Origin of the sequence: Mesorhizobium sp. M1348, assembly GCF_040317925.1 — a bacterium.
GTDB lineage: Bacteria > Pseudomonadota > Alphaproteobacteria > Rhizobiales > Rhizobiaceae > Mesorhizobium.
Genome location: NZ_JAMYLH010000006.1, coordinates 202,331 through 224,943, shown reverse-complemented (window position 1 = coordinate 224,943; position 22,613 = coordinate 202,331). Strand labels below are relative to the sequence as shown.

21 protein-coding genes and 1 other RNA gene are annotated in these 22,613 nt (G+C 63.3%); 1 reads left to right on the top strand and 21 read right to left on the bottom strand.

From position 1 onward, the window contains the following. Nucleotides 1-6: 6 nt before the first annotated feature. The 15 genes from ftsA to mraZ all read right to left on the bottom strand — a co-directional run bounded on the left by ftsA (nucleotide 7) and on the right by mraZ (nucleotide 17,191). Nucleotides 7-1,314 (bottom strand): cell division protein FtsA, encoded by a 1,308-nt coding sequence (ftsA, locus tag NKH13_RS13565; RefSeq protein WP_023721196.1) that lies wholly within the window; start codon nucleotides 1,312-1,314, stop codon nucleotides 7-9. Beyond that, nucleotides 1,311-2,252, bottom strand: coding sequence for a cell division protein FtsQ/DivIB (locus NKH13_RS13560; protein ID WP_352716805.1), 942 nt, complete (start codon nucleotides 2,250-2,252; stop codon nucleotides 1,311-1,313). The genes ftsA and NKH13_RS13560 overlap by 4 nt, the downstream gene beginning before the upstream one ends. Continuing rightward, complete coding sequence (locus NKH13_RS13555) at nucleotides 2,240-3,166, bottom strand: D-alanine--D-alanine ligase (RefSeq protein ID WP_292664390.1); 927 nt, start codon at nucleotides 3,164-3,166, stop codon at nucleotides 2,240-2,242. Before NKH13_RS13555 ends, NKH13_RS13560 begins: the two co-directional genes overlap by 13 nt. A 314-nt stretch (nucleotides 3,167-3,480) precedes the next feature. Beyond that, nucleotides 3,481-4,446 carry a UDP-N-acetylmuramate dehydrogenase gene (gene murB, locus NKH13_RS13550; RefSeq protein WP_352716806.1) on the bottom strand — a complete coding sequence of 322 codons (966 nt, stop codon included), beginning with the start codon at nucleotides 4,444-4,446 and terminating at the stop codon, nucleotides 3,481-3,483. Beyond that, on the bottom strand, nucleotides 4,443-5,849 hold the full coding sequence (gene murC, locus NKH13_RS13545) for a UDP-N-acetylmuramate--L-alanine ligase (protein ID WP_352716808.1): 1,407 nt from the start codon (nucleotides 5,847-5,849) through the stop codon (nucleotides 4,443-4,445). Before murC ends, murB begins: the two co-directional genes overlap by 4 nt. Further along, complete coding sequence (gene murG / locus NKH13_RS13540) at nucleotides 5,846-6,973, bottom strand: undecaprenyldiphospho-muramoylpentapeptide beta-N-acetylglucosaminyltransferase (protein WP_352716810.1); 1,128 nt, start codon at nucleotides 6,971-6,973, stop codon at nucleotides 5,846-5,848. The genes murC and murG overlap by 4 nt, the downstream gene beginning before the upstream one ends. A 1-nt stretch (nucleotide 6,974) precedes the next feature. Then, on the bottom strand, nucleotides 6,975-8,126 hold the full coding sequence (gene ftsW, locus NKH13_RS13535) for a putative lipid II flippase FtsW (RefSeq protein ID WP_352716811.1): 1,152 nt from the start codon (nucleotides 8,124-8,126) through the stop codon (nucleotides 6,975-6,977). Beyond that, on the bottom strand, nucleotides 8,126-9,526 hold the full coding sequence (gene murD / locus NKH13_RS13530) for a UDP-N-acetylmuramoyl-L-alanine--D-glutamate ligase (RefSeq protein ID WP_352912758.1): 1,401 nt from the start codon (nucleotides 9,524-9,526) through the stop codon (nucleotides 8,126-8,128). Before murD ends, ftsW begins: the two co-directional genes overlap by 1 nt. 8 nt (nucleotides 9,527-9,534) lie before the next feature. Next, nucleotides 9,535-10,617: a phospho-N-acetylmuramoyl-pentapeptide-transferase gene (gene mraY / locus NKH13_RS13525; protein WP_023676767.1), complete on the bottom strand. Its 1,083-nt coding sequence runs from the start codon at nucleotides 10,615-10,617 to the stop codon at nucleotides 9,535-9,537. A 24-nt stretch (nucleotides 10,618-10,641) separates the two neighbouring features. Then, nucleotides 10,642-12,075: a UDP-N-acetylmuramoylalanyl-D-glutamyl-2,6-diaminopimelate--D-alanyl-D-alanine ligase gene (locus NKH13_RS13520; protein ID WP_352912757.1), complete on the bottom strand. Its 1,434-nt coding sequence runs from the start codon at nucleotides 12,073-12,075 to the stop codon at nucleotides 10,642-10,644. Next, complete coding sequence (locus NKH13_RS13515; RefSeq protein ID WP_352912756.1) at nucleotides 12,072-13,526, bottom strand: UDP-N-acetylmuramoyl-L-alanyl-D-glutamate--2,6-diaminopimelate ligase; 1,455 nt, start codon at nucleotides 13,524-13,526, stop codon at nucleotides 12,072-12,074. The genes NKH13_RS13520 and NKH13_RS13515 overlap by 4 nt, the downstream gene beginning before the upstream one ends. Nucleotides 13,527-13,580: 54 nt before the next feature. After that, nucleotides 13,581-15,308 carry a peptidoglycan D,D-transpeptidase FtsI family protein gene (locus tag NKH13_RS13510; RefSeq protein ID WP_352912755.1) on the bottom strand — a complete coding sequence of 576 codons (1,728 nt, stop codon included), beginning with the start codon at nucleotides 15,306-15,308 and terminating at the stop codon, nucleotides 13,581-13,583. Between the two features lie 14 nt (nucleotides 15,309-15,322). Next, a complete protein-coding gene (gene ftsL / locus NKH13_RS13505; RefSeq protein ID WP_292662860.1) occupies nucleotides 15,323-15,700 on the bottom strand; it encodes a cell division protein FtsL in 378 nt (125 codons plus the stop codon). Between the two features lie 4 nt (nucleotides 15,701-15,704). Further along, a complete protein-coding gene (gene rsmH, locus NKH13_RS13500; RefSeq protein WP_352912754.1) occupies nucleotides 15,705-16,736 on the bottom strand; it encodes a 16S rRNA (cytosine(1402)-N(4))-methyltransferase RsmH in 1,032 nt (343 codons plus the stop codon). Further along, a complete protein-coding gene (gene mraZ, locus NKH13_RS13495; RefSeq protein WP_352912753.1) occupies nucleotides 16,733-17,191 on the bottom strand; it encodes a division/cell wall cluster transcriptional repressor MraZ in 459 nt (152 codons plus the stop codon). The genes rsmH and mraZ overlap by 4 nt, the downstream gene beginning before the upstream one ends. A 406-nt stretch (nucleotides 17,192-17,597) precedes the next feature. Here mraZ and NKH13_RS13490 point away from each other — a divergent pair, with 406 nt between their 5' ends. Beyond that, nucleotides 17,598-18,713: a cystathionine gamma-lyase gene (locus NKH13_RS13490; protein ID WP_352912752.1), complete on the top strand. Its 1,116-nt coding sequence runs from the start codon at nucleotides 17,598-17,600 to the stop codon at nucleotides 18,711-18,713. 54 nt (nucleotides 18,714-18,767) lie between these two features. Here the strand turns inward: NKH13_RS13490 and NKH13_RS13485 are convergent, their stop codons facing one another. The 6 genes from NKH13_RS13485 to NKH13_RS13460 form a co-directional block, all read right to left on the bottom strand. Continuing rightward, nucleotides 18,768-19,043 (bottom strand): type II toxin-antitoxin system ParD family antitoxin, encoded by a 276-nt coding sequence (locus tag NKH13_RS13485; RefSeq protein WP_352716826.1) that lies wholly within the window; start codon nucleotides 19,041-19,043, stop codon nucleotides 18,768-18,770. A 153-nt stretch (nucleotides 19,044-19,196) separates the two neighbouring features. Continuing rightward, nucleotides 19,197-19,595, bottom strand: an RNA gene (rnpB, locus tag NKH13_RS13480) — RNase P RNA component class A. 59 nt (nucleotides 19,596-19,654) lie between these two features. Then, nucleotides 19,655-20,404, bottom strand: a complete 750-nt coding sequence (locus NKH13_RS13475; protein WP_352716828.1) for a lytic transglycosylase domain-containing protein — start codon at nucleotides 20,402-20,404, stop codon at nucleotides 19,655-19,657. Nucleotides 20,405-20,588: 184 nt separating this feature from the next. Continuing rightward, nucleotides 20,589-21,356: an N-acetylmuramoyl-L-alanine amidase gene (locus NKH13_RS13470; RefSeq protein WP_352912751.1), complete on the bottom strand. Its 768-nt coding sequence runs from the start codon at nucleotides 21,354-21,356 to the stop codon at nucleotides 20,589-20,591. Beyond that, a complete protein-coding gene (locus NKH13_RS13465) occupies nucleotides 21,353-22,072 on the bottom strand; it encodes a TerB family tellurite resistance protein (protein WP_352716832.1) in 720 nt (239 codons plus the stop codon). Before NKH13_RS13465 ends, NKH13_RS13470 begins: the two co-directional genes overlap by 4 nt. A gap of 324 nt (nucleotides 22,073-22,396) precedes the next feature. Then, a complete protein-coding gene (locus NKH13_RS13460) occupies nucleotides 22,397-22,603 on the bottom strand; it encodes a hypothetical protein (RefSeq protein WP_023676780.1) in 207 nt (68 codons plus the stop codon). Between the last annotated feature and the right edge of the window lie 10 nt (nucleotides 22,604-22,613).

Sequence of the window (22,613 nt, the reverse complement as noted above, 5' to 3'; positions counted from 1 at the left end):
GTCAAATTAAAAACTGTCTCTCAACCACTGACTCATTCGATGCAGTTTTCCGCCTGTTCCGGTCATCCGAAGACCGGAAATTCCCTTCGCCGGGCGGCTCTCGAAGCTCGCCATCTGCGGGTAGATCAGAAGCCCGACGGGCGTCGAGAAAGCCGGCCCCTTGGCCGCCTCGGGCAGGCCTGCCACGCCAAGTGGGCGTCCGATGCGCACATTGCGGCCGAGAATGCGGCGTGCTGCTTCGGGCAGGCCAGCAAGCTGGCTGGCGCCGCCGGTCAGCACCACACGCTTGCCGACGGCGTTGCCGTAGCCGGATTTGTTCAGCCGGTCGCGCAGCAATTCCAGCGTCTCGTCGATGCGGGCGCGGATGATGCGCGTCATCACCGAGCGCGGGATCTGCAACGGCACCTCGCCGTCCTCGCCGATCGGATGGATGGAGACCAGGTCGCGGTCGTCGGCACTGCCAGGCAGCGCCGAGCCGTGCATCACTTTCAGCCTTTCGGCGGCATCGAGCGAGGTCGACAGGCCTTTGGCCATATCCAGCGTGACGTGGTTACCGCCGATCGCGATGGCGTCGCCATGGACGAACTTGCCTTCCGAAAACACCGAGATCGTCGTCGTGCCGCCGCCCATGTCGATGCAGGCCGCGCCCATTTCGAGCTCGTCGTCGACCAGGGCGGCTAGCCCGCTGGCATAGGGCGTCGCCACCATGCGCTCGACCGACAGATGCGAGCGGTTGATGCAGAGCTCCAGATTGCGCAAGGGCGCCGCGTCGCCTGTCAGCACGTGCATGTCGACGCCAAGCTGGTCGCCAACCATGCCGCGCGGATCGCGCACACCGCGCTCGGCATCCAGCGAAAAGGCAACGGGAAGCGAATGGATCACCTCGCGCTCGGCCCGCAGCGCCTGCTTGGCGCCGGCGGCAAGCACGCGCTTGATGTCGGCCTCGTCGGCCTCATGGCCGCCGAGATTGATGGTGGCCGAAAAAGCCTCGCTCTTCAGCCGGCCGGCAGTCATGTTGACGATCAGCGAATCGACCGTCAGTCCCGCCATGCGTTCGGCGGCGTCGACGGCAAGACGGATGGCGTGCTCGGCACGGTCGAGATCGATGACGACGCCCGATTTCACGCCTTGCGATTTCTGGTGGCCGATGCCGATCACCTGAATGCGATGCGAGCGTCCGCGCAGCAGCTTGCCATCGTCGCGCGGCTTGAGCTTGGCCACCACGCAGCAGACCTTACTGGAGCCGACATCCAGCACCGTCAGGATGCCGGACCGGCGCGACGAGGCATCGCTATTGCCGCCAAGCCAGCTCATATCTTCGTCTCCGGCTTGCGCTTCAGCATCTTGGGCTTTTCGTCGAGCGCGGCTTGGCGCTGTGTCGCCGCTTCCGGCGTCAACTGGACGACCAGACGATCGGACAGGCGCATGTCGACGGCGGCGATGTCGCGCGTCAAAAGCCCGTTCTCGTGGTCCATCCTGACCAGGTCGGCAATCGCCTGATCCTCACCGTCTTCGGGAAGCTTGATCGTGATGCCGTTTTCAAGCTTGAGATCCCAGCGCCGTTCGCCGATGCGGATATAGCCCTTGATCCGCGCGGCGAGCTCCGGATAATTCTTGATCTTGGCTAGGAAATCCGGCGCTTTGGCCGGTGCGCCGGTGCCAATGATCAGCGGCAGCAATATCTGCTTGCCGCCGGAGAACGGCGCAATGACGGTGCCGGATTTCTCGATGACCGAAAGCGCGCTGCCTTGCTGCCACAGCGCGAACGGCTCGCGTTCCTCGACGCGCACTTCCAGCGTATGCGGGTAGACCTTGCGCACTGCCGCGGCTTCGACCCAGGGCAGCGTGGTGATGCGTTCGCGTGCGGCTTCGGCATCGAAGCCGATCAGCGAGGTCCAGCCGTCGAGTTCCAGCCTGTCGAGAATATCGATCTCGGACGTTTCGCGGTTGCCGACGACCTTGACCTGGTCGACGGCAAAGCCGGTGCGGGCGGTGACACTCTGGACGATGGCGTCGGCATGTCCGCCGAGATAGGCGGCATAGGCACTGCTCGAAATAAGCAATGCTGCCGACAGCATGGCAGCGCAATAGGGCGGCGCTTCGAAGTCGCCTTCGCCGAGGCGCGCCAGCACGCGCACCGGCCGGCGGAGCAGGCGCGGCAGCACGAAATGGTCGAACGACAACGGCATGCCGAACAGCGCCGGCCCGGCCGCGCCCTTCCCCTTGCCCTGTCCCCACTTCAACGCAGACACGAAGCGTCCTCCACCATCCAACTCAACAAATCGCCGAACGAGTGTCCCGCTTGCGCGGCGATTTCCGGCACCAAAGACGTCGGCGTCATGCCCGGCTGGGTGTTGACCTCGAGCCAGACAATTTCGCCGTTTTCGGAGTGACGATCGTCATAACGGAAGTCCGACCGGGAAACGCCCCGACAGCCGATAGCTTGGTGAGCCTTGAGCGTCAGTGTCTGTATTTTTTGGTAAATATTCGGTGAAAGTTTTGCCGGGCATTCGTGTTTTGATCCTCCCGCGACGTATTTTGAATCATAGTCGTAGAAGGAATGGCCGGTCGGGATGATCTCGCAGACACCGAGCGCCACATCGCCCATCACCGCGCAGGTCAATTCCCGCCCGTGCACATAACGCTCGACCATGACCGTATCGCCGTATCTCCACTCGGACGAGCCGATGATCTGCGGCGGATGCGACTGGCCTTCATGCACGATGACGACACCGAAGCTCGACCCTTCGTTGACCGGCTTGACGACATAGGGCGGCTTCATCGGGTGCTTGTTCTGGATGGCGAAGCGATTGGCCACCTTCGATTCCGCCACCGGAATGCCGGCCGCCTTAGCGACCTTCTTGGCCTGTTCCTTGTTCATCGCGAGCGCCGAGGCAAGCACACCGGAATGGGTATAGGGAATTGCTAGGTATTCAAGGATCCCCTGGATGGTGCCATCCTCGCCGAAGGGGCCGTGCAGCGCGTTGAAGACCACGTCAGGCTTGAGCGCGCTGAGCACCGAGCCGATGTCGCGCGAGACGTCGACGCGGGTCACCTGGTAGCCCTCTCCCTCGAGCGCATCGGCGCAAGCTTTGCCCGACGACAGGGACACGGGCCGCTCGGACGAGAATCCACCCAGAAGGACGGCCACGTGCTTGCTTGTCATTCCCCGTCATTTCCTCTCACAGCAGGCCTGCACCATCGTGCATGCCCCGAAAAGCATCGCACGCACTCAAATGCGCCCGAGCAATTTCGCTCCCGTGTTTCCGCAACATTGAGTCCGAGTCTCCCGGCAGGTTGCCCCCCAGACGGAAACGCGAGTAACGCGTCGAAACGACTCAAATCAGGAAACGCTTCAGGGCAGAGAATCAGAGAGTTGATTCGCTGGCAAGTGCTTACGATTCCGATGGATTCACTTTCCGCAAAAACGGCAGCAAAATGTGAATTCATGAGTCCGAAAGGCAACGGCGGTCGGCTTGCCTAAAGCAACTGCCCGAGAAATTCCTGGACGGCATGGCCCGGCCGAAAATTGCCGATGCGCTTGATCTCCCACTGCAGCCGGATGCCCGATCTTTCGAGCACACGCGCACGCACCGTCTCACCGAGATATTCAAGCTCGTAGCCTGTGGCCGTTCCGGTGTTGATCATGAAGTTGCAATGCATCGGCGACATCTGCGCCCCACCGACCATCAGGCCGCGGCAGCCGGCCTTGTCGATTTCCTTCCAGGCCGAGGTGCCCTCGGGATTCTTGAAGGTCGAGCCACCCGTCTTTTCGCGGATCGGCTGCACGGTCTCGCGATGGTTCTGGACAGCATCCATCGCAGCCTTGATCGCCGCCTTGTCCTCGAGAACGCCTTCGAGCAGCGCCGATGTGAAAATCAGCCCGGACGGCGCTGCGGAATGGCGATAGGCATAGCCCATGTCGGCATTGCTCAGCGTATGAACATTGCCCTTGCGATCGAGCGCCCGCACCTCGACCACACGCTCGCGCGTCTCGACGCCATTGGCGCCGGCGTTCATCCTCAGCGCTCCGCCGATGGCGCCGGGAATGCCGTGGTAGAAATGAAAGCCACCGATGCCCGCATCATAGGCGACGGTCGCAAGGCGCTTGTCGGGTGTCGCGGCGCCCGCCTTGATCGTGGTCGGCGCAATCACTTCGGTCTCGCCAAAGCCCTTGGCCGAAAGCCGGATGACAAAGCCCGCAATGCCGCCGTCACGGACAAGCAGGTTCGAGCCGACGCCGACGATGGTCAGCGGAATTTCCTCCGGCACCGCCTTCAGGAACGCGGCAAGATCGTCCTCGTCGGCCGGCTGGAACAATGCGTCCGCGAGCCCGCCGGCTCGAAACCAGGTGATCTTGTCCATCTCGGCATTGGGCGTGATGCGGCCGCGCAGTCCGGCAAGCCGGTCGCCAAGCTTCTCGATCAACGCCTGGCCGCGCATCATGAGATGGTCCCGCCGAGTTCCTTGGGCAGCGCATAGGCCCATTGGGTGATGTTGCCGGCGCCGAGGAAAACGACGAAATCGCCCGGCTTCGCCACCTCGCGCACGATCGGCGCAATCGCCGCCGGACCCTCGATGTAGCGTGCGTCGCGATGGCCGCCGGAGCGGATGCGCGACACCAGTGCGTCGGACGTAACGCCGTCGATCGGTTCCTCGCCGGCCGCATAGACGGGCGCCACCATTACCGTATCGGCGTCGTTGAAGCAGACGGAAAACTCGTCGAACAGATCGCGCAGCCGGGTGAAGCGATGCGGTTGGGTAACGGCGATGATGCGGCCCTTGGTAGCGCTGCGCGCAGCCTTCAGTACCGCCGTGATCTCGACCGGATGATGACCGTAATCGTCGAACACATCGACACCGTTCCACGAACCGGTATGGGTGAAGCGCCGCTTGACGCCCGCGAAGGACGACAGACCCTTCTTGATTGCCTCAGCCGAAAGGCCGAGCTCATGCGCGACGGCAATCGCCGCCGTCGCATTGGAGACATTGTGGCGCCCGGGCATGGGCAGCCGCAGACCTGATATCGTTATCTGGCCGTGCGTCTTGCGGTCGCGGATCACCACGTCGAATTCCGAGGTCGGGCCGTCCATGCGGTGATTGGTGAAGCGCACGTCGGCCTGCGCATTTTCGCCATAGGTGATGACGCGCCGGTCCTCGATGCGGCCGACCAGCGCCTGCACCTCGGGATGATCGGTGCACATCACGCCAAAGCCGTAGAACGGCACATTCTCGACGAACTGGCGAAACGCCTCGCGCACTTTGTCGAAGGAGCCGTAATGGTCGAGATGCTCGGGGTCGATATTGGTGACGACGGCAATCTCGGCCGGCAGCTTGAGGAAGGTGCCGTCGCTCTCGTCGGCCTCGACCACCATCCATTCGCCGTCGCCCATGCGGGCATTGGTGCCATAGGCATTGATGATGCCGCCATTGATCACCGTCGGGTCGAGCCCGCCGGCATCGAGTAGCGTCGCCACCATCGAAGTCGTCGTCGTCTTGCCATGCGTGCCGCCGATCGCGACCGCCTGCCGGAAGCGCATCAGCTCGGCCAGCATTTCGGCGCGCCGGACGATGGGGAGCAGTTTCTCGCGCGCGGCCTTCAGCTCCGGATTGGATTTCTTGATCGCCGTCGAGACGACAACCACTTCGGCATCGCCGATATTCTCGGCGTGATGGCCGACGAAGCATTCGATGCCCTTGTCGCGCAGCCGCTGCACATTGGCGCTGTCGGCCTGATCGGATCCCTGCACCTTGTAGCCGAGATTGTGCAGCACCTCGGCGATGCCGCTCATGCCGATGCCGCCAATGCCGATGAAATGCACGAGGCCGATCGTCTGTGGCATCTTCATGCGCGCGTCTCCTTCCTGAATTCCGAAACGGATTTCCTGGACGCAATAGCCTCTGTCAGATCGGCGAGCAACCGCGCTGCGTCCGGTTTACCGGACGATTTCGCCGCCGCAGCCATTGTCGCCGCCCTGCCTGGATCATCCATCAGCCCGCCGACAAGCGCAGCGATCCGCTCCGCCGAAAGCGTGGATTGCGGATACACCTCGGCGCCACCCGCTGCGGCAAGGGCGGCCGCATTCGCCGCCTGGTCGTGGTCGAGCGCGTGCGGATAAGGCACCAGCAGCGCCGGCCTGCCGATCACCGCGATTTCCGATACGGTCGACGCGCCGGAGCGCGACATCACCAGATGCGCCGCCGCGAGCCGCGCCGCCATGTCGGTGAAGAAGGGCGACACCTCGGCCTCGATGCCAAGCGCAGCATAGGCGGCTTTCACCCGCGTCACATCGTCGGCGCGAGCCTGCTGCGTGATCGCCAGTCGCCTACGCTGTGCATCGGAAAACCGGGCGATCGCCGCCGGCACCGCATCGGAAAAGAACTGCGCGCCCTGGCTGCCGCCAAACACCAGAAACCGGAACGGCTCTTCGCCGGCCGATGCAGCATAGGGTGTATTTGCCGCTTCCAATACTTGCGGCCTGACCGGATTGCCGGTGGTCACCGTCTTGGCGCCAGTGGCACTGATGTCTTCCGGCAGGAACCCGCCGGCAACGGCGTCGACGCGGCCGGCGAGCGCCCGGTTGGCGCGGCCCATCACCGCATTCTGCTCGTGGATCAGCGTCGGCACCTTGCGCCGGGTCGCCGCGTAAAGCGGCGGCAGTGTCGGATAGCCGCCGAAGCCGACCACGATGGCGGGCTTGATGCTGGCGATGACGGCCGATGCCTGCCTAACCCCGCGCCAGATTTTCCAAAACGCGGCGAGCATGGCAAAAGGATTCTTCGAGCCCATCGTCGCCGACTGGATCGGATGGATGGCGGCCGCCGGGAACTGCCCGGCAAAGCGCTCGGCACGGTCGTCCGTCGCAAGATGCACCGTCCAGCCGCGCCTGGTCAGTTCATGTGCCAGCGCCTCGGCCGGGAACAGATGTCCGCCCGTTCCGCCCGCCGCGAGAAGGATAACCCCCTTCGCCATCTCACTCCGCCGGCATCGCACGCGGCGGCGGCATGAAGCCCAGCTGCTTGCGCTTTTCCGGGCGCTTGCGCGTCAGCGCCAGCACCATGCCCATCGAGATGGCGATCGCGATCTGCGAAGAACCGCCGTAGGAGATGAACGGCAGCGTCATGCCCTTGGCCGGCATCAGCTGCAGATTGACGGCCATGTTGATGACCGACTGCAGCCCGAAGACCGTGACCAGGCCGCCCACCGCGTAGCGGGTGAAATCGTCCTGCTCCCTGAGTGCCGTGTTGAGACCGCGCAGCACGATGAAGCCGAAGATGGACATGATGAAGAAACACATGATCAGCCCGAATTCCTCGCCGGCGACGGAGAAGACAAAGTCGGCATGGCTGTCGGGGATGACCCGCTTGACGGTACCCTCGCCTGGCCCGACCCCGAACCAGCCGCCATTGATCAGCGCCTCGCGGCCCATGTCGACCTGAAACGTGTCGCCCTCGCCGGTCATGAAGCGGTCGATGCGGCCGGCAACGTGCGGGAACACCGCATAGGCGGCGAACACGCCGCCGACGCCGGCAGCACCCAGCGCGACGATCCACAGCCACGGCAACCCGGCCATGAAGAACATCACCCCCCAGGTGCCGAGCACCAGCATGGTTTGCCCCAGGTCAGGCTGCGCCACCAGCAGCGAGATGACCAGCGCAAGCAGCAACATTGCGAACAGATTGCCCGGAATGTCGGGCTGCCGCTTGTGCTCGGCGAACAGCCAGGCGCAGATGATGACGAAGGCCGGTTTCAGGAACTCGGACGGCTGGATCGACAGGCCGGCTAGCGACACCCAGCGCCGCGCGCCCTTCACCTCGACGCCGATATAGAGCACCGCCACCATCAGAAACAGCATGATGCACAACATGACCAGCGCCATGCGCCGGATCTGCCTGGATTCAAGGAACGAGACGGCCAGCATTACCCCAAGCGCCGGAATGGTGAAGATAATCTGGCGTGTCGCGAAGTGGAAACTGTCTAGCCCGATGCGCTCGGCCACCGCCGGGCTTGCGGCGAAGGACAAAACGATGCCGAGCCCCATCAGCGACAGGAACGCCGCCAGGAACCAGCGATCGATCGTCCACCACCAGGTCGCCACAGGGCTTTTGTCGAGACGGCTTTGCATTATCGTGTCCCTCCGATGGGCTTCACGCCATCAATGGCGGTTGCGGCTTGCCTGAACGCCTCGCCGCGGACTTCGAAATTCTTGAACTGGTCGAAACTGGCGCAGGCCGGCGACAGCAGCACCACTGCCTCGCCGCTACTATCCCTGGCCGCTTCGCGAGCGGCGTGTTCGACTGCCGCCGCCAACGTGCCTGATATCTCGTAGGGCACCGCTTCGCCCAGCGTCGCGGAAAAGGCCGGCGCAGCTTCGCCGATCAGATAGGCCTTGGCGATGCGCGGGAAGAAGCCGCGTAACGGCTCGATGCCGCCCTCTTTCGGCAGGCCGCCGGCAATCCAGTAGATACGCGCAAAGCTCGACAGCGCTGGTGCAGCGGCATCGGCATTGGTCGCCTTGGAATCGTTGACGAACAGCACATGGCCCTTGCGGCCGACCTGCTCCATGCGGTGCGCCAGCCCCGGGAAACTCTCCAGTCCGGACTGGATTTCGCCGAGCTCGAGCCCGACCTTGAGGCAGGCGGCGGCGGCGGCCAGCGCATTCTGCGCATTGTGCTGGCCGCGCAACGAGCCGATGCCTTCGAGGAAGGCGACCCGGCTGTAGCGGCCGTGCACGGCTTCCATCAGGTTGGTGCCGTCGGCGAAATAGCCGTCGGTCAGCGGCAGGCGCTTGGAGATCCGAATGACCTGCCGGCCCGCTCGCTCCAGCCGATCGGCGATCTGGGCGCACCAGGAATCGTCGACACCGATGATTGCCGTCTCGCTGCCGGCCACCAGCCGCTCCTTGATCGAGGCGTAGTGCTGCATCGTGCCATGGCGGTCGAGATGGTCCGGCGTCAGATTGAGCAGCACACCGGCCGTCGGATTGATCGAGGGGGCAAGATCGATCTGGTAGGAAGAGCACTCAACCACATAGTGCCGCTCAGGCTGCGGCGGATCAAGCGTCATCACCGCGCGGCCGATATTGCCGCCCATCTGCGTGTCGCGCCCAGCCGATTTGAGGATGTGCGCCGTCAATGCCGTGGTCGTCGACTTGCCGTTGGTGCCGGTGATGGCAATGAAGGGCGTTGCCGGCGCCCGCGCTGTCCGCTCGCGGCAGAAAAGCTCGATGTCGCCGATGATCTCGACGCCTGAGCCCCGCGCGAGCTCGACGGTCCAGTGCGGCTTGGGATGCGTCAGCGGCACGCCGGGCGACAGCACGAAGGCGGAAAACCTCGCCCAGTCCGCGCCGCGCAGGTCCGCTGTCGTGATGCCGAGCGCGCCGGCCTTGGCGACGCTGTCGGGATTGTCGTCCCAGGCCAGCACATCCGCGCCGCCCTCGATCAGTGCGCGCGCCGTAGCAATCCCCGAGCCGCCGAGCCCGAAGAGCGAAACGCGCTTGCCTGAAAAGGATGCGGCGGGGATCAAGCGGCCTCCTATCTGAGCTTCAGGGTCGACAGGCCGACCAGCGCCAGGATGACGGCGATGATCCAGAAGCGGATCACCACCTGGCTTTCGGTCCAGCCGAGCTTTTCGAAATGATGGTGGATCGGCGCCATCAGGAAGACGCGCTTGCCGGTCATCTTGAAGTAGCCGACCTGGATGATGACCGAGAATATCTCGACGACGAACAGGCCGCCGACGATGACCAGCACGATCTCGTGCTTGGTCGCCACCGCGACCGTGCCGATCAGCCCACCCAGCGCCAGCGAGCCGGTGTCGCCCATGAAGATCGCCGCCGGCGGCGCATTGAACCAGAGGAAGCCAAGCCCGGCGCCGATCACCGCTCCAAGGACCACCGCAAGTTCGCCGGTGCCGGGTACGAAATGAATCTGCAGATATTCGGCGAACACTGCATTGCCGGAGAGATAGGCGATGACGCCGAAGGATGCGGCGGCGATCATGATCGGCACGATCGCCAGCCCGTCGAGGCCGTCGGTCAGGTTCACCGCATTGCCGGCGCCGACGATGACGAAGCACGAGAACGGGATGAAGAACCAGCCGAGATTGACGAGAAACTCCTTGGCGAAAGGGAATGTCAACGATGACGAGAAGGGCGCCTGGCCGTTATGCATGATCACCCAGGCGGCGATGCCTGCGATGACGAATTCGAGCCCCAGCCGCGCTTTGCCGGAAAAGCCGAGATGCGATTGCTTCGTCACCTTGAGGTAGTCGTCGTAAAAGCCGATTGAGCCAAATCCCAGTGTCACCAGCAGCACCACCCAGACGTAGATGCTCGACAGGTTCGCCCACAGCAGCGAGGAACCGACGATGCCGGACAGGATCATCAGTCCGCCCATGGTCGGCGTTCCCGCCTTCTTGAAATGCGTCTGCGGCCCGTCGGCGCGGATCGGCTGGCCCTTGCCTTGCCGCAGCCTCAGCGAATTGATGATGGTCGGTCCGAAGATGAACACGATCAGCGCCGCTGTGATCAGCGCTCCGCCGGTGCGGAATGTTATGTAGCGGAAGACGTTGAAGACCGAGATCTTGTCCGCAAATTCGACGAGCAGTGTTAGCATGCGCTTGCGTCCCCCGGACCGATCCTAGGTCTGTCTGCTGGTTGTGGCTTCCGCCGGAAACGTGCCGAGCAACGCCTCGACCAGCTTTGAAAAGCCTATGCCCTTCGACGATTTGATCATGACCACGTCGCCGGGCTTCAATTCCGATAGAAGAACCGGTTTCAGATCTTCCGCGCCGGCGCGGTACTCCGTCCTGATCTCGCCGGGCAAGACGTCGGCCAGCGCCCGCATTTCCGGACCGCCGAGAAAAACCGTGCGCGTGTCGGTGCCGACGATCAGGTCGGCAAGCGCGGCATGCAATTTCGCCGAATGGCTGCCGAGCTCGAGCATATCGCCGAGCACGGCAATGCGCCTGCCTTCGCCCGACACCGGTGTCGTGTTGAGCAGTGCCATCGCAGCGCTCATCGACGCCGGATTGGCGTTGTAGCTCTCGTCGATCAGCGTGATCGGCCCCTTGGGATGACGCAACACATAGCGCTTGCCGCGTCCGCGTTCGGGCGAAAGATCGGCCAGCGCCTGCGCAACCCTGGTGACGTCGGCGCCGACCAGATGCGCTGCACCCAGCACCGCCAGCACATTCTGCACCATATGGCGGCCCGGCGCGCCGATCCTGGCGACGATCTCATGCCCGCCAATCTTAGCGGTGATGACGGAGTGATCGGCATTGAGCTCGCATTTGATCAGTTTGAAGGTCGCCCGGGCATTCTCGCCGAACCCGTAAACATGCTCGACGCCGGCCTCTTTCGCCAACTTCTCCAGCAGCTTCCAGCGCGAGTCGTCGCGGTTGAGAAGGGCAGCGCCACCGGGCTCCAGCCCTTCGAAAACCTCCGCCTTGGCCTTGGCGATCTCGTCCATGTTGCGGAAGAAGCCGAGATGAGCGGCGGCGATCAGCGTGATGATGGCGACATGCGGCCGGACCATCTTGACCAGAGGCCGGATCTCGTCCGGATGGTTCATGCCGATCTCGAAGACGGCATAGTCGCAATCCTGCGGCATGCGCGCCAGCGTCAGCGGCACACCCCAGTGATTGTTGAACGACTGGGCCGATGCATGCACGGTACCGACCGCGGAGAGAGCGTGTCGCAGTGCTTCCTTGGTGGTGGTTTTGCCCGCCGATCCGGTCACGGCAATCACCCTCGCGTTTGAGCGTGCGCGCGCGGCAACGCCGAGCTTTTCCAGCGCGACGAGCACGTCTTCAACAACGATCATCGGTGCCGTCAGCCGTCCCAGCGACGGCAGCTTGCCCTCGGCGACGACCAGCACGCCGGCGCCCGCCTTGATGGCGGCGGTGACGAAATCATGGCCGTCCATGGCCTCGCCCTTGATGGCGAAGAAAGCGTCTCCCGGCTGCAGGCTGCGGCTGTCGATGGAAATGCCGGCGATGCCCTCAGGCATCGGACCGAGCGGCCGGCCATCCATGGCGGCAACCAGCGCCTCGGAGGTCCACAGATAGCTCACGCCGCTTGCTCCCGCAGCGCCGAGCGAACTTCCTCATGGTCGGAAAAATGCAGGGTCTCGGTGCGGATGGTCTGGCCTTCCTCATGGCCCTTGCCGGCCACGATCAGCGTGTCGCCAGCGTGAAGCATCCCGACCGCCTCGTGGATGGCCTTGCGCCGGTCGCCGATCTCGATGGCGCCAGGTGCGGCCGCGAGAATCGCGGCGCGGATCGTCTCGGGGACTTCCGAGCGGGGATTGTCGTCGGTGACGATGACGACGTCGGCCAGTCTTGTGGCGATCTCGCCCATGATCGGCCGCTTGCCCCGGTCGCGATCACCGCCGCAACCGAATACGACGATGACGCGGCCGGTGGTAAAGGGGCGCACCGAAGCCAGCACGTTTTCCAGCGCATCCGGCTTGTGCGCGTAGTCGACATAGACCGGCGCGCCATTGGCAGCCGTCCCAACGAGGTCGAGCCGCCCCGGTGCACCCTTCAATTTCTCTAGCGCTATCAATGCCTTGGCAACAGATGTTCCAGTCGAAATGGCGAGGCCCGCCGACACCAGCGCATTGGCGATCTGGAAGTCGCCGGCCAGCGGCAAGTCGACTTCATGGAGAACGCCGTCAACTTCGACCTCGGCGCGTTGGCGGTGGCGCTCGTGCTCGACCCGCTTCAGCCGCAGGAAATCGCCGTGGCGGCCGACCGTCAGCACGTTCAGTCCCGCTGCCCGCGCCGCCTTGATCGTCGGCTCCGACCACGGGTCATCGGCAAAGATGATGGCCGGCGCGCCCTTCGGCAGCAGCGCGTCGAACAGACGCAATTTGGCGCGATGATAGTCCTCGACCGTCGGATGATAGTCCATATGGTCGCGGCCGAGATTGGTGAAGCCGCCGGCCGCAAGCTTGACGCCGTCGAGCCGGCGCTGGTCGAGGCCATGGCTGGACGCTTCCATCGAGGCGTGGGTGACGCCGGCCTCCGCCAACTCCTTGAGCAGCCTGTGCAGCGCGACCGGATCCGGCGTGGTCAGCGAGCCATATTCGTTGCGGCCCGGCGCCACCACACCGGTCGTGCCGATCGAAGCGGCGACCAAACCCGCCTGCTCCCATATCTGTCGGGTGAATGCGGCGACGGAGGTCTTGCCGCTGGTGCCGGTCACCGCGACCATGGTTTGCGGTTGCTTGCCGAAATAACGGGCAGCACTCAGCGCCAGCGCAAGGCGCGGATCGTCTACGACAAGAACTGGAACTGGCAGCCCGGCGACCGCACTGCCCTTGCCGACCACGATCGCTGCAGCGCCGCGGCTCGCGGCATCGGCTGCATAGGCTGCGCCATCCGCCTTGGAGCCGGTGAGCGCGAAAAAGACGACACCCCGTGTTACCTGGCGGGAATCCGACGAAATCCCTGTAACCTCCATGTCGAAGGAAGCTGTCCCCCCGACAGGCAGGATACCGGCTAGATTTTTCAGCTTCATCGAACCCCGTTCATCGCAACAAAATAGCGCGCAGTTGCCGGCGCGCCCCAAGAATCACTGATAGGAAACCAGCGTTGCACCATTTTCATGGCTGAAATCTGGCTTCACGCCAAGCATGGAAGCCGCACGTCGGATGATGTTTGCAGCCATGATGCCCGCGTTCGAGGCGGCCGTAGCACCCATGCCGGGCTTTTCCGGCTTCGGTTCGTCGGCGATCGTAAGCACTATGTATTGCGGATCGTCCATTGGGAAAGCCGCAACGAAGGCGTTGAAATTCTTTTCCTTCGAGTAGCGGCCGTTGACGACCTTCTCCGCCGTTCCCGTCTTGCCGCCCACCCGGTATCCTGGCACCCGTGCATTGCGGCCGGATCCCTTTTCGGCATTGAGTGCATAGAGATAGCGCATGCCCTCGACGGTCTTGTCGCTGACCACTTTCTTGGCCACCGCCATCGCCTGCTCCTGCGTGCGCGGCAGGAAGGTCGGGTCCATCAGATAGCCGCCATTCATCAGCGCGGCGCAGCCGACCGCTGTCTGCAGCGGCGTCGTCGACACGCCGTGGCCGAAGGCGATAGTAATCGAATTGACCTGCTTCCAGACCTTGGGCTCGGTCGGCCGAGCGACTTCCGGCAGTTCGGTCTGCATCTTCTCGAGGATTCCCAGGCGATGCAGGAATTCGCGGTGTCCGTCGATGCCAACCGCTTCGGCTTCCTTGGCCGAGCCGATGTTGGACGAGTAGATGAACACTTCCGGCACCGACAGCACCCGGCCTTTGCCATGGAAATCATGGATGGTTTGATGGCCGATCCTGATCGGGCGCGACGCGTCGAAGCGGCTTTGCAGCGTTATCTTGCCGGAATCGAGCGCCATGGCGGTGGTGAAGCTCTTGAAGGTCGAGCCCATTTCGTAGAGGCCGGCCGACATACGGTTGAGCCGGTCCTTGTCCTGAGCGTTATAGGGATTGTTCGGATCGAAATCCGGAACCGAGGCCATCGCCAGCACCTCGCCGGTCTTGACGTTGAGCACAACGGCGCCCGCCGCGATCGCATGGTACTTTTCCATGCCGGTGGCGACCTCGTCACGCAGTATATGCTGGACGCGCAGGTCGATCGAGAGCTGCACCGGCTTCAAATCCTTGGCTACCGCCAGGCCCGACGCCTGAAGGTCGCTCAAACCCTGTTCGTCGATGTATTTCTCCATGCCGGAGATGCCCTGATTGTCGATGTTGGTGAGGCCGACAATGTAGGACGAGGTTTCGCCGGCCGGATAGAACCGGCGCTTTTCGGTGCGGAAGCCGAAGCCGGGGATGCCGAGCTGCATGATGTCGGCCTGCTGCTTCGGTGTCAGTTGACGCTGCAGCCAGACGAAGCCGGCGCCGCTCTTCAGCTTGTTGTATGTCTGCTCGTAGTCGATCTCGGGAAGTACCGTCGACAGCTTTTCGATCGCCTCGTCGGCATCGACGATGCGGCGCGGTTCGGCAAACAGCGACGCGGTCTTGATGTCGGTCGCCAGCACTTCGCCGTTACGGTCGACGATGTCGGGTCGCGATGCCGTCACCCGGCTCTGCGGGCCGCCCGACAGGTCGGGATTCTGGAAACCCAGATAAACCAGCCGCCCGGCAATGGTCGAATAGATGCCGAAGAACACCGCCATCGTCATGACGATGCGGGTCCTGCCCTTGCCACCGGTCGCCTTGCGGGCACCTTCGACCACGATCGATCCGCCCGCGCCGGGCTTCGAACCGCGCTTCAGCAGCCTCCCAATCTTTGGAAATCTGGCAGCCATTGGAAATCCGGTGATCATTGGACGATGCCTCCGGTCACCACGGGATCCTTGCCGCCGACATCGGCCATGCCACCCAGCCGCTGCGATGAAAGGTCCTCGATGTTGACGGGTTTCGCCGGCAGATCGTCCAGCCCGACGATCTGCCGCGCGTTGACCGGCTCGAGTCCGAGTTGCGATTTGTAGATTTCGGTGAGCTTCTGCAGGCGCGACGGCTGGGTAAGCAGGCTCCAGTCCGCCTTGAGCAGGTCGATCGTGTCCTCTTCATAACGGATCTGCGCCTGGATCTTGTGCACTGCCGCCAGTTGCTCCTCGGCCTCGCGCTTGGTCTTGTAGGTCAGGGCAGCTGCCGAAACCATGACGGCGATCAGGACTATGTCGCTGGTACGAAACACGTGCTCACCTCTCTCCCGGTCGATCGGCGCCGGGAAGCTTTGGGCCAGGCAGTTTTGGCAGGCCGAAAATCGAAAAATCGCCGGCACGGGCCGGCGCCTCTGTACGGATCGCAGCGCGCAGCCTTGCCGAGCGCGCCCGCGGATTTGCCGATATCTCGGCATCGCCAGGCGTCACGCCGCCGCCCTTCTTGGTGAAGGTGGCGGTGCGCGCCTGCGCCTCGGGCAGATGCCGCGATCCGGTGGCTGAATCGGCTCTGTCGGCGATGAAGCGCTTGACGATGCGGTCCTCGAGCGAATGGAAGGTCACCACGGCAAGCCGGCCGCCCGGTTTCAGCACGCGCTCGGCGGCAAACAGTGCCTTGGCCAGTTCGCCGAGTTCGTCATTGACGAAGATGCGCAGCGCCTGGAAAACGCGGGTGGCCGGATGGATCTTGTCTTTTGGCGCGCGACCGATATGCGTCTCGATGGCATCGGCAAGGTCGAGCGTGCGCTCGAAGGGGCGTTTTTCGCGACGGCTCTCGATCATGCGGGCGATGCGCCCGGCATGGTGTTCCTCGCCGAGAAAACCGAAGATGCGGGCAAGATCGCCCACCTTGAAGGTATTGACGACGTCGCCGGCGCTCAGGCCCGCCTGCGCCATGCGCATGTCGAGCGGTCCATCGGCCCGGAACGAAAAGCCGCGCTCCGGCTGGTCGATCTGCATGGAGGAGATGCCGATGTCGAGCACGACGCCATCGGCACTTTCAACCTGCTCGTCGAGCGTGGAGAACGGTGCCTGGACAAGCCTGAGCTTGCCGCCGGACTGCTGTTCAAGGGCCCGCCCCGCCGCGATCGCATCCGGATCGCGGTCGATGGCGACGACCGAGGCTCCGCTTGCCAGAATGGCCTTGGTGTAGCCGCCGGCACCGAACGTGCCGTCGACGATCACCTCGCCTTTTGTCGGCGCCAGCGCCTCCAGAACTTCGGCAAGGAGGACCGGAATGTGACGGGCTGGTCCGCCAACGGCATGAACTTCATCGCCGTCGCCCGCCATCATTCCGGCCGCTCCCCGGACTTCGTGCCCTGCCGAAGCTGCAAAAGCCGGGCGCGTGCTTCCGTCCCATAGGCGCTGAGCCGTCCCGGCTCCCAGATCTGAAAGAAATTGCCGCGGCCAACGAAGGCCACCTCCGCTGAAATGCCGGTATGCTCGCGAATGAAATCGCTCATCGTGATACGGCCGTCCTGGTCGAGCTTCAGAAACGTTCCATCGCCATGGCAGAAGAACGACATGTCGTCCGCCGTCTGCAGGAACGGGTCTTCCTGGGCGATACGCTGCTCGTAGCGATCGAGCAGGTCGAGCCCACCGACATCCATCGCCGGGCGATCCAGGCAGCGTAGCGCATAAAGTTCCGAATAGCCGCGTTTCTGCACAACGGCACGGAAATGCGCCGGCACGGACACCCGTCCCTTCGCATCGATCCTGTTCACCGCGTTCGACAGAAACCGGTCCATTACGCGTTACGGCCGCTTGCGCCGCCGCACCCCTCTGCATCTTCCCGTCCGCGCCGCCCCGCCCCGGTCGACTTCCAAAACCCGCTTCATCATGACGGGCGAACGCAGGCAAACGCGCAGCCGCCGCGGCTGCCCGATTGGCGTACGCTTCACCCTGACACGGAACGAAGGCTTGAGTATCGGAATGGGATATCATGGGGTGTTATGGGCGTCAACGGGAACAGTCTTCAAAACGCGCCTGCCACGACTGGGGAGAGCAGCTTTGACGGCACTCCGGTCTTTATCCTCTATTAAGCCTAACGAAGCGTTTAGAGCCGTGTGGTCCAACCGGAGGCGGCTTGCTGCGGATCGCTGCCCCGCATAGCCTCGGCATCTTCTTTTCCGGTTAGTAACGAGGTTTGAAACCATGTCCGAAACAGCCAAGTCGCGCGCCGCGGCACTTCCCCATCTGCGTCGCGGCAGGCTTGCCAAGGGCGACCCCATCCCCTTGCCCCTGACGATGGCCGCCATCTTTCATGCGCCCGGCGACGCCACCGGCTTCGATCAATATGGCCGCTTCAGCAATCCGACCTGGGATGCGGTCGAGCACATGCTGGCGCATTTGGAAGACGCCCCATGCGTTGCCTTTCCCTCGGGGATGGCTGCCATCTCGGCGGTATTTTTCGGTCTGCTCAAAGCCGACGACCGTATCCTGCTGCCGTCCGACGGTTATCATACGACGCGAGCGCTGGCAGACCGTTTCCTGAAATCCTTCGGCGTAGCTTATGATATCCGGCCGACATCGAGCTTCCTCGACGGCGGCTTCGATGGGTATCGGCTTGCCTTCGTCGAAACGCCCGCCAACCCAGGACTGGACATATGCGACATCGCAGCCGTCGCCGAAGCCGTGCACAAAGCGGGCGCGGTGCTTGTGGTCGACAACACGACGATGACGCCTTTCGGCCAGCGCCCGCTCGATCTCGGCGCCGATATCGTCATTGCCGCCGACACCAAGGCACCAAACGGCCATTCCGATGTGCTGTTCGGCCATGTCGCCAGCCGCGACGCGGACATTATCTCGAGGGTGACCGACTGGCGCGAGACGTCGGGCGCCATCCCCGGGCCGTTCGAGGCATGGCTGGTGCATCGCGGCCTCGAAACGCTGGAGGTGCGTTTCGACCGCATGTGCGCTTCCGCCGAAATGATAGCGCGACGGCTGAAAAACCATCGCGCGATCAGCGGCTTGCGCTTTCCGGGACTGGAGAGCGACCCATCGCACAATCTTGCCCGCGCCCAGATGGAGCGCTTCGGATTTCTCATCTCGTTCGTGCTCGCCTCGGAGGACAAGGCCGAAGATTTCATCAACAACTGCGCCTTGATGCAGGCAGCGACATCGTTCGGCGGCGTACACACCTCGGCCGAACGGCGATCAAAGAGGGGAGATGCCGTTCCGCCCGGTTTCGTTCGCCTGTCGATCGGCTGCGAGCCGGTGGAAGAGCTTTGGCAGGCGATCGAGGCGTCGCTAGACGCAATCGGGGGCTGAATCGGCAATCACGAATTCAGATCGCCGGCGTCGATCTTGCGCCGGCCAGCAAATTCATGCCGCGCTGTCGGGTTTCAATCGTCTCCGCGCTTCGCTCTTTATTTCGTCGATCGACGCAAACCGCCCCGGCCCGCTGTCGATCCCCTCCTGCACCAGTCTGCGCAATTCCTCGACGGTGTAGCCGAGCAGGTCGCGCCGATCCTTCCATTGCCTCAGCGCGTCGCGGATCACCTCGCTTGCCGAGGCATATTCGCCGGCGGCGACCACGTCGTCGACCGCCGCGGCCAGTTCCGGCGACAGCGTGATGCTGCGTTTATCGACCTGGCCCATGACGCGCTCCTCAGTACTGCCATCCAAATGGTACGATTTAATCGCACCATTTTCAAGGAATGTCGCGCGGGATTGCCGGGTCGAAAAGTGAATCAGCGGCTGCGCCCGAAGACGCAACCTGCTGATATCAGGAGATTTCTTTTTGTTCGGGAAACTGCCAGCTGGCCTGTAAGCCGGGTTCTGTATGGCCCTCGCCCCTTACGGGGCGAGAACGTGGCGGCCATTCATCTTGGGCGCATGTTGCCATACGCCTCACGCAACCTACCCGGACGGTGAGCCGGAAACAGCCCTCGAGGGTTTCCCCTCGCACCGCCCCTATTCGGTCTTGCTCCCGGTGGGGTTTACCGTGCCGCTCCTGTTGCCAGTCGCGCGGTGGGCTCTTACCCCACCCTTTCACCCTTGCCACGATTGGATCGTGGCGGTTTGCTTTCTGTGGCACTTTCCCTGGGGTCGCCCCCGCCGGCCATTAACCGGCACCGTGTCTCCATGGAGCCCGGACTTTCCTCACCCGCAGCCTTTCGGCTTCGCGGGTGCGGCCGCCCGGCCAGCTGGCAAGGCGTATAAAGGGGTTCAGGCCCGAAAACGCAAACGAAAAAGCAAGTTATCGCTTGTCAGGCGGGCGCTCCAAGTGCTGCCAGCTGCACCTTGACCTTGCCGCAATAGGCTGCGGACACCGGGTTCATCCGTGTGGCGGCGTGGCCGGCATTGTATTTCAGGATCGTGCCGCAGGTCGTGCCACCGCCGAGATCCCGCGCCATGGCAAGGTACTTCATGCCGTATTTGATGTTGGTATCGGGATCGTAGAGACCCTGAACAGAACCGCTATAGCCCATCATCCTTGCCGTCGCCGGCTTGATCTGCATCAGGCCGATCTCGCCGGCGCTGCCGACCTGGTTCGGCTGGTAGTTGCTCTCGATCTTGATTACGGCATTGGCGAGCGACACCGGGACGCCATAGCTGGCGGCATAACGCGCAATGATCGCCGAATACTGTCCGCTGGCGCCGACAACCGCCGCCTGGGGCGCTGGCCTGCTTTTCGGAGCGACCGACGCCGTTGCCATGTGGTCGATGCGTTTGCGGTTACGCTTCACATGCTGTTTGGAGATTGTCTTTCTCGCAGCGGTTGGCTTTTTTGCGGAGGCTGGCTTTTCCGTCTTTACCGCGGCCGCTTTTTCCACTTTTGCGGTGGCGGTCTTCTCTACTTTCGTACCACGGGTTGCTTTCGGCGTGGCGGTTTTGCCGGCTGCGGCACTGAAGCCCTGATCGGCCCGTTGGCTCAGCGGTGCGCTGTTCGCTGCACTGAAGGCAAAAGTCATTACGCCGGCAGCAATGGCTGCCGTTAAAACGGTCAATTTCTGCATGTGATCCTGTTCTGTTTGATCTGCACAAAGAACTTCGCGCAGATACCCTCAATCAACATCGGAACATCTGGGGGATAGAGGTCCGACAATCTGTACGGATCGCCTTTGACGACCGAATTGGCGCCAAAGAAGGCGAGGCAAGTCACTTTGGGTAACAGATTGTAACTTTGAAGCTTGGGAAAGACTATTTGAGAGAGGCTATCCTTGCGGAAGCGAGCAGCCTTTCCAGCGTGCGGATCGTCGATCCGTCAGCCATGCTATCGACCAGGCGCTGCCGGAAATGCCGCTGAAATGCCTCGACCACGATTTCGGTCTGCCGGTCGAAAGCGCCGGTGATCTCGACGCCATAACCATAGAGCGCCAGCATCGACTGCAGCGCCTCGACCTCGGCGCCGGTATCGCCTGGCTTCAGCACGGCGCCGCGCCGGATCGGTGCTGCCGACACAACATGGCCGACACCGGCGGCGAACAGGATTTTCCATGGGAATTTCTCGCCCGGATCGACCTTGCGCCCCGGTGCCACGTCGGAATGGGCGAGCACCCGCTGCGCCGGAATGGAATGGCGCTTGATGATCCCGGCGCACAGGCCGATCACCGCGTCGATCTGCGGTTTTGGAAAGTTGCGATAGCCGAGCGTATGCCCCGGATTGACGATCTCGATGCCGATCGAGCAGGAGTTGACGTCGCTCTGTCCGAACCACGAGCTCTTGCCGGCATGCCAGGCGCGGTCGCTTTCCCTTACCATCTGAACAATGCGGCCGTCCTCATGGACCAGATAGTGCGACGAGACCTCGCTTGCCGGATCGCACAGCCATGCCTCGGCACCGGCGCCGGTCGCCATGCCGGTGTAGTGCAGCACGATCATATCGGGTCCGAGCGTCCCGCGCCGTGGTCCGAAATTCGGCGATACCCTGACCTCGGCGCTCGGCTCGTCGGGCGGAAAGCCGCTCATGCGTGCCGCAGGCCTCGCTCGATCATCTCATAGGCCGCGTTGATCGCCGCCAGCCTGGTCGTCGCGATCTTGATGAATTCCTGCGGCAGGCCGCGTGCGATCAGCCGGTCCGGATGATTGTCGGAGACCAGCTTGCGGTAGCGCCTGCGGACCTCCTCGAACGGCTTCCCACGCTCGATGCCGAGCACGACATAAGGATCGGCGGCACCCAGATCGACATGCCGCGCCAGGATGCTCTGGTAATGCGCCTCATCGATGCGGAAGATCTCGGCGATGCGATGCAGGAATTGGCCCTCGCGCTCATGCACCAGCCCGTCGGCCTTGGCGATGTGGAACAGCCCGTCGAGTATATCCTCCAGCATCAGGCAGTTCGAATGGCCCGAACCGCAAAGCTGCGCCATCCGCTCGGCATAGGTCTCGAAACCGGCAATGTCGCGTTTGGCCAAATCGTAGAGCCGCGCCACATTGCGCCTCTGTTCCTTCGGCACCTCGAATATGTCCTGGAAGGCGCGCACCTCGTCTTGCGTGACGATGCCGTCTGCCTTGGCCATCTTGGCCGACAGGGCGATCATCGCCACCGAGAAGGCGACGCGCCGGCGCAGATCGGCATCGCCGGAGAAAACCGTGCGCACGGCCTCGACCACTTCGGCGACGCCTGACGACGCTGAAGATGAAACGCGTGTGACGAAGTCGCCGAGGCGGTCCCAAATCGACATGAGGGCTTCATAGGACCAACCGCCCATCGCTATCAAGCCAAGACAGTGCCGCGGGGGCTGGCCCAATCGATTTGACGCAATTCCTGCTGCGGCGGCGGGCGCTAGCGCTCACCCGTGGAAAATCCACAGAGGGCAGCCGCGGCGCGCAAGCAATGAGCCTGGCGATTTGCGCCTTGGTGCCGTCGTTTCGGCGGCACGTAAGGGGCGAGACGGTACTTTTCGCGTGCGGTTACCAGCATCGTCGCACTCGGCCGCGAGGCGCGGATATCGTAAGCAGCAGAAAGGCCGGCGTGTGAGCCGGCCTTTCTTGGTTTGTCACATTGACTACTGCGCAGGGGCAGCCGGCGCAGGAGCGGGCGCCGGCGCCGGCTCGGCAGGCTTGTTTGCGTCAGGAGCGGCCGGCTTCATCGTCTGGTCGGATGCCGGCGGGTTGGTGCTCTGCGTCGTGGTGTTGTCGGTGCCGCTGTTGCTGCAGGCGGCAAGGCCAAGCAACGCAAGCGCCGACACCGACGCAAGAATGAGTTTCTTCATGATATCTCTC

What these genes read in the sequence shown, in the direction of transcription:
- ftsA (WP_023721196.1), bottom strand. Translation starts at nt 1,314, where the DNA reads ATGAGCTGGCTTGGCGGCAATAGCGATGCCTCGTCGCGCCGGTCCGGC.
- NKH13_RS13555 (WP_292664390.1), bottom strand. Translation starts at nt 3,166, where the DNA reads ATGACAAGCAAGCACGTGGCCGTCCTTCTGGGTGGATTCTCGTCCGAG.
- murB (WP_352716806.1), bottom strand. Translation starts at nt 4,446, where the DNA reads ATGATGCGCGGCCAGGCGTTGATCGAGAAGCTTGGCGACCGGCTTGCC.
- murC (WP_352716808.1), bottom strand. Translation starts at nt 5,849, where the DNA reads ATGAAGATGCCACAGACGATCGGCCTCGTGCATTTCATCGGCATTGGC.
- murG (WP_352716810.1), bottom strand. Translation starts at nt 6,973, where the DNA reads ATGGCGAAGGGGGTTATCCTTCTCGCGGCGGGCGGAACGGGCGGACAT.
- ftsW (WP_352716811.1), bottom strand. Translation starts at nt 8,126, where the DNA reads ATGCAAAGCCGTCTCGACAAAAGCCCTGTGGCGACCTGGTGGTGGACG.
- mraY (WP_023676767.1), bottom strand. Translation starts at nt 10,617, where the DNA reads ATGCTAACACTGCTCGTCGAATTTGCGGACAAGATCTCGGTCTTCAAC.
- NKH13_RS13515 (WP_352912756.1), bottom strand. Translation starts at nt 13,526, where the DNA reads ATGAAGCTGAAAAATCTAGCCGGTATCCTGCCTGTCGGGGGGACAGCT.
- NKH13_RS13510 (WP_352912755.1), bottom strand. Translation starts at nt 15,308, where the DNA reads ATGGCTGCCAGATTTCCAAAGATTGGGAGGCTGCTGAAGCGCGGTTCG.
- rsmH (WP_352912754.1), bottom strand. Translation starts at nt 16,736, where the DNA reads ATGATGGCGGGCGACGGCGATGAAGTTCATGCCGTTGGCGGACCAGCC.
- mraZ (WP_352912753.1), bottom strand. Translation starts at nt 17,191, where the DNA reads ATGGACCGGTTTCTGTCGAACGCGGTGAACAGGATCGATGCGAAGGGA.
- NKH13_RS13490 (WP_352912752.1), top strand. Translation starts at nt 17,598, where the DNA reads ATGTCCGAAACAGCCAAGTCGCGCGCCGCGGCACTTCCCCATCTGCGT.
- NKH13_RS13485 (WP_352716826.1), bottom strand. Translation starts at nt 19,043, where the DNA reads ATGGGCCAGGTCGATAAACGCAGCATCACGCTGTCGCCGGAACTGGCC.
- NKH13_RS13475 (WP_352716828.1), bottom strand. Translation starts at nt 20,404, where the DNA reads ATGCAGAAATTGACCGTTTTAACGGCAGCCATTGCTGCCGGCGTAATG.
- NKH13_RS13470 (WP_352912751.1), bottom strand. Translation starts at nt 21,356, where the DNA reads ATGAGCGGCTTTCCGCCCGACGAGCCGAGCGCCGAGGTCAGGGTATCG.
- NKH13_RS13465 (WP_352716832.1), bottom strand. Translation starts at nt 22,072, where the DNA reads ATGTCGATTTGGGACCGCCTCGGCGACTTCGTCACACGCGTTTCATCT.
- NKH13_RS13460 (WP_023676780.1), bottom strand. Translation starts at nt 22,603, where the DNA reads ATGAAGAAACTCATTCTTGCGTCGGTGTCGGCGCTTGCGTTGCTTGGC.